The 7,035-nt window shown below is 63.4% G+C and carries 9 protein-coding genes; 4 read left to right on the forward strand and 5 right to left on the reverse strand.

The window, feature by feature from the left end; genetic code table 11:
* Window positions 1-105 precede the first annotated feature (105 nt).
* The gene (locus FXV83_RS24360) at window positions 106-1,716 is read left to right on the forward strand and encodes an acyl-CoA synthetase (RefSeq protein ID WP_148741935.1); all 1,611 of its coding nucleotides are present in this window, start codon (window positions 106-108) and stop codon (window positions 1,714-1,716) included.
* 111 nt (window positions 1,717-1,827) lie between these two features.
* Here the strand turns inward: FXV83_RS24360 and FXV83_RS24365 are convergent, their stop codons facing one another.
* Genes FXV83_RS24365 through FXV83_RS24375 form a run of 3 tightly spaced genes read right to left on the reverse strand, consistent with a single transcriptional unit; the run spans window position 1,828 to window position 3,114 of the window.
* Complete coding sequence (locus tag FXV83_RS24365; RefSeq protein WP_148741936.1) at window positions 1,828-2,340, reverse strand: SRPBCC family protein; 513 nt, start codon at window positions 2,338-2,340, stop codon at window positions 1,828-1,830.
* Window positions 2,337-2,807 carry an SRPBCC family protein gene (locus tag FXV83_RS24370; RefSeq protein WP_148741937.1) on the reverse strand — a complete coding sequence of 157 codons (471 nt, stop codon included), beginning with the start codon at window positions 2,805-2,807 and terminating at the stop codon, window positions 2,337-2,339. The genes FXV83_RS24365 and FXV83_RS24370 overlap by 4 nt, the downstream gene beginning before the upstream one ends.
* On the reverse strand, window positions 2,800-3,114 hold the full coding sequence (locus FXV83_RS24375; RefSeq protein ID WP_148742029.1) for an ArsR/SmtB family transcription factor: 315 nt from the start codon (window positions 3,112-3,114) through the stop codon (window positions 2,800-2,802). The genes FXV83_RS24370 and FXV83_RS24375 overlap by 8 nt, the downstream gene beginning before the upstream one ends.
* A gap of 139 nt (window positions 3,115-3,253) precedes the next feature.
* Between FXV83_RS24375 and FXV83_RS24380 the strand changes: the two genes are divergently transcribed.
* The gene (locus FXV83_RS24380) at window positions 3,254-3,874 is read left to right on the forward strand and encodes a LysE family translocator (protein ID WP_187436123.1); all 621 of its coding nucleotides are present in this window, start codon (window positions 3,254-3,256) and stop codon (window positions 3,872-3,874) included.
* 4 nt (window positions 3,875-3,878) lie between these two features.
* Here FXV83_RS24380 and FXV83_RS24385 read toward each other — a convergent pair whose 3' ends face one another.
* Window positions 3,879-4,682, reverse strand: a complete 804-nt coding sequence (locus FXV83_RS24385; RefSeq protein ID WP_148741939.1) for an N-formylglutamate amidohydrolase — start codon at window positions 4,680-4,682, stop codon at window positions 3,879-3,881.
* Window positions 4,683-4,770: 88 nt separating this feature from the next.
* Between FXV83_RS24385 and FXV83_RS24390 the strand changes: the two genes are divergently transcribed.
* Window positions 4,771-5,682 (forward strand): transglutaminase family protein, encoded by a 912-nt coding sequence (locus FXV83_RS24390; protein ID WP_148741941.1) that lies wholly within the window; start codon window positions 4,771-4,773, stop codon window positions 5,680-5,682.
* A 310-nt stretch (window positions 5,683-5,992) separates the two neighbouring features.
* Complete coding sequence (locus FXV83_RS24395; RefSeq protein WP_148741944.1) at window positions 5,993-6,391, forward strand: gamma-glutamylcyclotransferase family protein; 399 nt, start codon at window positions 5,993-5,995, stop codon at window positions 6,389-6,391.
* Here the strand turns inward: FXV83_RS24395 and FXV83_RS24400 are convergent.
* Window positions 6,388-6,951 carry a chlorite dismutase family protein gene (locus FXV83_RS24400; RefSeq protein WP_148742033.1) on the reverse strand — a complete coding sequence of 188 codons (564 nt, stop codon included), beginning with the start codon at window positions 6,949-6,951 and terminating at the stop codon, window positions 6,388-6,390. The two genes, FXV83_RS24395 and FXV83_RS24400, sit on opposite strands and share 4 nt — an antisense overlap.
* Window positions 6,952-7,035 lie beyond the last annotated feature (84 nt).

Consider the following 7,035-nt stretch of genomic DNA (forward strand, 5'->3'; position numbering starts at 1 on the left):
AATTGAGTCTGAACCCTAGTCTTGGCCGCACCTAAATCGGGTCCCGACCGTTCGCGGCCCTAGACTGGGCAATAACAACAAGACACCGGGGAGACGACCAGGGCCATGCTCACCGAAGCATCCACCTACGACGAGCTCACCCGCAACTTTCGCTGGGACATCCCGGCGCGCTTCAACATGGCGGAGGCGTGCTGCGATCGCCATGCCGACGGCACGGGACGTCTCGCGCTGGTCTATGTCGACGAGACCGGCGCAACCTCGCGCACCTCATTTGACGAGGTCGCCGAGATGTCGCGGCGCTTTGCCAACGTGCTGCGGGCGGACGGGCTCACGCGCGGCGACCGCGTCGCGGTGTTCCTGTCGCAGTCGTTGGAATTGCCGATCGTGCACATGGCGGCGTTCCGCTCCGGGTTGATCTCGATCCCGCTATTCGCGCTGTTCGGTGAGGACGCGCTGGAATTCCGCCTGTCGAACGCGCAGGCCAAGGCAATCGTCACCGACGAAGCCGGCTGGGAGAAGCTTACAAAGATCCGCGATCGGCTGCCCTATCTGCAAGACATCTACGTCACGAGCGGCGCCGTTCACGCGGGCGCAAAACCGTTCTGGTCGGCGATCGAAACCGCCTCAGAGGACTTTGAGACGGTCGACACCTCCGCGGACGATCCGGCGCTGATCATCTACACGTCAGGCACGACCGGCAATCCCAAGGGCGCGCTGCATGCGCACCGCATCGTGCTCGGCCATCTGCCGAACGTCGAGATGTGCCACAACTTCCTGCCGCGGCCCGGCGATCTCATGTGGACGCCGGCGGACTGGGCCTGGATCGGCGGCCTGATCAACGCCCTGCTCGCGTTCTGGTATCACGGCATTCCCCTGGTCGGCCACCGTGCGCGAAAATTCGAGCCGCAGGCGGCGATGCAGATGATGGCTGATCTCGGCGTCCGCAACGTCTTCCTGCCGCCGACGGCGCTGAAGCTGATGCGCCAGGCCGGCGCGAAGCATCCGGGCGTCAAACTGCGCAGTATTTTTACCGGCGGTGAATCGCTCGGCGGCGAGCTTCTGGGCTGGGTGCGCGAGACCTTCGGCATCGATGCCCACGAGGTGTTCGGCCAGACCGAGTGCAACCTCGTGATCGGCAGCAACTCCAACCTGTTTCCGATCCGCCCGGGTTCGATGGGCAAGGCGACGCCCGGCTTCGACGTCCGCATCGTCAATGATAAGGGCGAGGAATTACCGCGCGGGCAGCGCGGTATCATCGGCGTGCGACAGCCGTGCCCGTGCACGATGATCGAGTACTGGCGCAATCCGGAGGCGACGGCGAAGAAATATGCCGGCGAATTCCTGCTCACCGGCGATCTCGGCGTGCAGGATGAGGACGGCTATTTCTGGTACGTCAGCCGCGAGGACGACGTCATCACCACCGCCGGCTACCGCGTCGGCCCGTCCGAGATCGAGCACACGCTGATGAAGCATCCCGCGGTGGCGATGGCCGCCGTGGTCGGCATCCCAGATCCGATCCGCACCGAATCGATCAAGGCCTGGATCGTGCTGCGTCCAGGGTTTGCCGCCAGCGACGCGCTCGCGCGCGAGATCCAGGAGTTCGTCAAGGTGCAACTCGCCGCCCACGAATATCCGCGCTTCGTCGAGTTCGCGGAGACACTGCCGATGACCGCAACCGGCAAGGTGCTGCGGAGGGAGTTGCGTGCGAAGGGGTAGGGTGCTTCAACAAACGCCGTCATTGCGAGGAGCTCTTGCGACGAAGCAATCCAGAGTCTTTCCGCGGATAGATTACTGGATTGCTTCGCTTTGCTCGCAATGGCGGGGTGGCTACGGCGTCTTGATCCCCATCGTCTTCAGAGCAGCCAGCATCTGCGGCGGCGGCGCCATCTTGATCTGTGGCGCCTTTCCCGTCTCCAGCAAACTCTTCAGCCCCGACAGGATCGCGGGCCAGCCTTGCCGTCCGCCGGCGAGGATGTCGTCGCTGAGCGGCCGGTCGTGGCTCTCACTCATGGTGAGCCGGACCGCGTCGCCGACCGCCTCGATCTCATAGGTCACCAGCGTCGGACCGAGCTTTTCGATCAGCTCGGGCCAGTTGACGTTGAAAGAGACGGAAAGCCTCCGTGGCGGATCATATTCGAGGACTTCGCCGCTGATGTGCAGGGCACCGTCGGGCGTACGCACGATAAACGCGCCGCCGAGCCGCGGCTCGACCTCCACCGCATTGCCGAAGAAGTATTGCCGGCTGAACTCGGCGGAGGTCAGCGCCTCCCACACCTTCTCCGGCGTTGAAGCGATGTAGATGGTGTAGACCGTAAGCGGCTTGAATTGATCGAGGTTCATTTTGCGTCGAATCCCTTATTAAGCGCCGTGCGCGGGATGGCGAGCACCTTGCCTCTTTCCAGGAGGCTCTTGAGCCCGGACAGGATCGCCGGCCAGCCATTGGAAACGGCTCCGAGATATTTCCCGCCTTCGACGAAGCCGTCATGCAGCACGGTCAAACGCACGAGCGAGCCGAACGGTTCGATGGTGAAGGCCACACGCGAGATCGGTTCGCCGCGCAGTTCCTCGTACTTTTGGTGCTTAAAGCTGTAGGACAACCGCCGCGGCGGATCGGCTTCGAGGATTTCGCCAGAATCGGTGGTCTCGCCGTCCAGCAGCAGCGCGAAGGGGGAGCCGACCTTCCAGTCGGACCTGACCTCGGCGCCGAACCAGTATTGCTTGGTGAATTCGCTCGATGTCAGCGCCTCCCACAGCTTCTCCGGCGTGGTCTCGATATAGGTGACGTAGACAAACTCCGGTTTACTCATCGCGCTTCTCCAACTGGCGTTTCAATTCGCTGAGCGCGGCAAGCTTGCCACGCTCGAACTTCCTGACCCAGCGTTCGCCGATCTGATGGATCGGCACTGGGTTGAGATAGTGCAGCTTCTCGCGGCCATGCTTGACGGCCATGACCAGGTTGGCTTGTTCCAGGATCGCAAGATGTTTTGTGACTGCCTGGCGCGTCATCGCGAGGCCCTCGCAGAGTTCGTTCAACGACTGTCCGTTGCGGGCGTGAAGCCTGTCCAGCAGCGACCGTCGGGATGCGTCGGCCAGCGCTTTGAAGACCTCGTCCATGGCAGGGATAATATGCAACCAAATGGTTGCCTGTCAAGCTGCAACCTGAGAGATCGCGATACTGTGCATCGTCGCAGCTTCCGTTCCCGGCTCTGTCATGCATTAATGGCCGGCAAACCGCCTTCAGCGAGTCTCCGCCATGATGTCCCTGCAAGCCTATCTTGCCTTTCTCGCCGCCTGCATTGCGCTGGCGTTGCTGCCTGGTCCGATCGTGACTCTCGTCATCGCCAACGGCCTGCGTCATGGCACCCGCGCGGCGCTGACCAATGTCGCGGGCGCGCAGGCGGGCCTTGCTATCGTCATCTGCATCGTCGCGGTTGGCCTGACCTCGTTGATGGCAACGATGGGCTACTGGTTCGACTGGGTGCGCTTTGCCGGCGCCGCCTATCTGGTCTGGCTCGGCATCAAGCTGATCTGGGCGCCGGTCGAAGGCGTCAATGTCGACCAGCCGCCTCCGCCGCCGCGCGGCGGCTTCTTCCTGCAAGGTTTTCTGGTGCTGTTGTCGAACCCGAAGGTACTGGTGTTCTTCGGCGCCTTCATTCCACAGTTCATGGACATGAACCGCGACCACTTCCCGCAGGTCGCGCTGCTCGGGGCCACCTTCATGGTGACGGCGGCGATGACGGACGCGCTCTACGCTATCGCTGCCGGCCGCGCCCGAAAATTCTTCTCGGCCCGCCGCACACGCATGATGTCGCGCGTCTCCGGCGGCTTCATGATCGGCGGCGGCATCTGGTTGGCGCTGACCCGGGCGAAGTGACGGCCTATACCAGTCTCTTCGCCCGCAACTCCACCTCGACCTCCGCGAAAATCCGCGCCAGCCGCTCGGCCCATTGCTGCTGGCCGGACTGGTCCGCGATCAAATCCTGGCGAATCTCGATGCCGGTGTTGACCAGGCCGCGGGCTTCGCCATGCACGGGGATGGTGTAGTCGGTGAGGTCGCTCACTGCATAGGGCTCGTTGTCGCCGACGACAAGATCGCTCTCGAGGCGCAGGTGCTTCAGCAGCAGATGCGGCAGCACCTTGTCATGGTTGTAGAGCGCGCCGATGTGCCAGGGCCGCGCGACGCCGGCATAAACCGGTGTGAAGCTGTGCAGCGACACCAGCACGGTCGGCCGCCTGTCGTGTAAACGCTGGTTGATCACGGCATCGATGCTGTGGTGATAGGGCTCGAAGATCTCGCGCCGCCGTGCCTCGCGCTCGTGCTCCGAAATCCCCTCGTTGCGGGGGATCGAAGTGGCCTCGGAAATCATGGGAATCGAGCTCGCAGCGCCCGGCGGGCGGTTGCAGTCGATCACCAGCCGCGAATAGCGCTGCGCGACCAGATGCGCACCCAGCATTTTGGCCAGCCGCTCGGCGACGCCGGCAATGCCGATGTCCCAGGCGATGTGCCGTTGCAGTTCGCCTTCGGCAACGCCGAGGTCGCCGAGCGCGCGCGGCAGCGCCCGTCCATGGTGATCCGAGATGAGCAGGAAGGGCGATGCCCCTTCCGCATTCACCTCATGCACCGGCGGAATGTCGCCCTCGCCGAGGAGTTGATCCGTCGCGCCGGCTGTGTCTAAAGCCATCCTGATTGCCCTGGAAAAAGCAGTCGCCCCCAAATTGGGCAGAATGGCTATAGATTGATCTGCCCAAAATCTCCATGATTGGCTGACGATGCCGCTGCTCACGATTCATCACAAGACCGAATATCGCTACAACCGCCCCGTGGCGTTCGGCGAACACAGAATCATGCTGCGTCCGCGCGACGGGCACGATCTGCGCGTGCTCGACTCTCAGCTCGATATCTCGCCCACACCGATGTCGCTGCACTGGATCCACGATGTGTTCGGCAATTCGGTCGCGATCGCCAATTTCGACGAACGCGCGGACAGGGTGATCTTCGATTGGCACGTCACCGTCGAGCACAATCCGGTGGAGGAGTTCGCGCTGACGCCGGATGATCCCGCCTATTTCTACCCGTTCGTCTACGACGACGATGAGTTTCCCGACCTCGTGCAATACACCACGCCGCAATATACCGATCCCGACGGCGAGATCGCGGAGTGGGCGCGCGGCTTTCTGGACGAGGACGCGCCGACGCCGACCTACAAGATCCTCAGCGGCATGACCCACGGCATCCGCGAGCAGTTCAAGTACCGCAAGCGTCACGAACTGGGGACGCAGCATCCGCTCGATACCTTGCAGTCGGGCACCGGAACCTGCCGGGACTATGCGCTGTTCATGATCGAGGCGCTGCGCCAGCTCGGCATCGCGGCGCGATTCGTCTCCGGCTACATCTTCGTACCCGAGGATATCGAGCAGCGTCATGTCGGTGGAGGCTCGACGCATGCATGGGTGCAGGTCTACCTGCCGAGCGCGGGCTGGATCGAGTTCGATCCGACCAACGGCATCGTCGGCACCCGCGATCTCATCCGCGTCGCGGTCGCCCGCGATCCGCGCCAGGCCATCCCGCTGCACGGCGTCTATATCGGCTCCGCCGGCGCGTTCGAGGCCATGGACGTGAACATCAAGGTGGTCTCGGACGACCAGGACAGCGACCTGGATATGGAGGCAGAGGTTTCGTAGAGATGGCCTGGCCGTTTTCCGCGCGCGTCATTGCAAGCGGAGCAATCCAGTTTGCTTCTGCGGTGGTCCGGATTGCTTCGTCGCAACAGCTCTTCCCAAGGACGATGTCAAGGGTGTGAGGCACAACGCTTCCCCAGCGTCGTCCTGGCGAAGGCCAGGACCCATTACCCCGAATATCTGTGTGGCACCGTGCCTTGGCCATCAGAGTGCCCGTTCCAACGTTCGGTGGTGATGGGTCCTGGCTTTCGCCAGGACGACGCTTTATGTGCGGTGCTGTCGCTCGATCCAATTGCCAGCTATAGACGCCCCCATGACCTCCGATCGTCTCTTCGTCTACGGCACCTTGATGCGCGGCTTTGATCATCCGATGGCGCGGCTGCTTGCAGCCCATGCGGATTTCCTCGGGGACGCGACCTGCCGCGGACGGCTCGTGCTGGTGAAGCACTATCCGGGACTGCTGCTGTCCGAGGTGTCGTCCGAGCTCGTCCACGGCGAGCTCTTTCACCTGCGCGCCCCCGATGAGCTGCTGCGCGAGCTCGACATGTACGAGGCCTGCGGCGAGGGCTTTCCGGAGCCGACCGAATATCTGCGCAAGCTGGTCGATGTGACGCGGCCGGACGGCGCCACCGGGAAGGCCTGGACCTACATCTACAACTGGCCCGTCGCCGATCTGCCGCGCATCGAGTCGGGGCGCTTCCTGGCGCATTAAGCAGAGAGCATTTCCCGCACGACACGCACGTCGACCTCGCGCTCGACGTAGGTCCATTCTTCGGTCCGCCTGAGCATCGCCACCAGCTCCTCGAACAGCGAGGCATGCGCGGGTGCGAATTCGAACCAGGTCAGGAAGTCGAAGGGCTCGCCGAGATCGCGGCAGTGATAGAGCTGGCGCGCAATGGCGGGCAGAAAGCGCAGGCTGCTGGCGATGTGATGCGACTTGTCCTCGAAAATCCTGCGCCGCTCCTCCTGGGTCAGCTCCCACCAGGCTTGCGATTTGCGGATCGGGATCAGCGCCGCGCAGGTTGCCTCTAACCGGCCGAGCTCGGCCTGCACGGCGACAAGCTGCTGCTTCTCAGGCCGTTCGGTGTAGCGCAGTGAGCTCGGCACGCCGACCAGGCGCCACGCATTGCGCGAGGGCACCAGCGGCAACGCAATCGCGTCGCTGTCGGTGACCGACAGCGCCGGCATGAAGGGCAGGGGCTCGCCCGTCACGGGCGAAATCGAGGTCACCCGCCAGCCCCCGCTCTGGCCGCCTCGAAACGTCCTGAACATGGCGACATGGAAGCGTGGAACCGGGCCGGGTTCAAGCCCCGTCATTCCGGGGCGCCTCGGAGAGGCGAGCTATGATGCGCAATT

Source organism: Bradyrhizobium hipponense (assembly GCF_008123965.1).
GTDB classification, from domain to species: Bacteria; Pseudomonadota; Alphaproteobacteria; order Rhizobiales; family Xanthobacteraceae; genus Bradyrhizobium; species Bradyrhizobium hipponense.

Bases quoted from the DNA above. Each gene is read 5' to 3' on its own strand.
- FXV83_RS24360 (WP_148741935.1), top strand. From the start codon at position 106: ATGCTCACCGAAGCATCCACCTACGACGAGCTCACCCGCAACTTTCGC.
- FXV83_RS24365 (WP_148741936.1), bottom strand. From the start codon at position 2,340: ATGAACCTCGATCAATTCAAGCCGCTTACGGTCTACACCATCTACATC.
- FXV83_RS24370 (WP_148741937.1), bottom strand. From the start codon at position 2,807: ATGAGTAAACCGGAGTTTGTCTACGTCACCTATATCGAGACCACGCCG.
- FXV83_RS24375 (WP_148742029.1), bottom strand. From the start codon at position 3,114: ATGGACGAGGTCTTCAAAGCGCTGGCCGACGCATCCCGACGGTCGCTG.
- FXV83_RS24380 (WP_187436123.1), top strand. From the start codon at position 3,254: ATGATGTCCCTGCAAGCCTATCTTGCCTTTCTCGCCGCCTGCATTGCG.
- FXV83_RS24385 (WP_148741939.1), bottom strand. From the start codon at position 4,682: ATGGCTTTAGACACAGCCGGCGCGACGGATCAACTCCTCGGCGAGGGC.
- FXV83_RS24390 (WP_148741941.1), top strand. From the start codon at position 4,771: ATGCCGCTGCTCACGATTCATCACAAGACCGAATATCGCTACAACCGC.
- FXV83_RS24395 (WP_148741944.1), top strand. From the start codon at position 5,993: ATGACCTCCGATCGTCTCTTCGTCTACGGCACCTTGATGCGCGGCTTT.
- FXV83_RS24400 (WP_148742033.1), bottom strand. From the start codon at position 6,951: ATGTTCAGGACGTTTCGAGGCGGCCAGAGCGGGGGCTGGCGGGTGACC.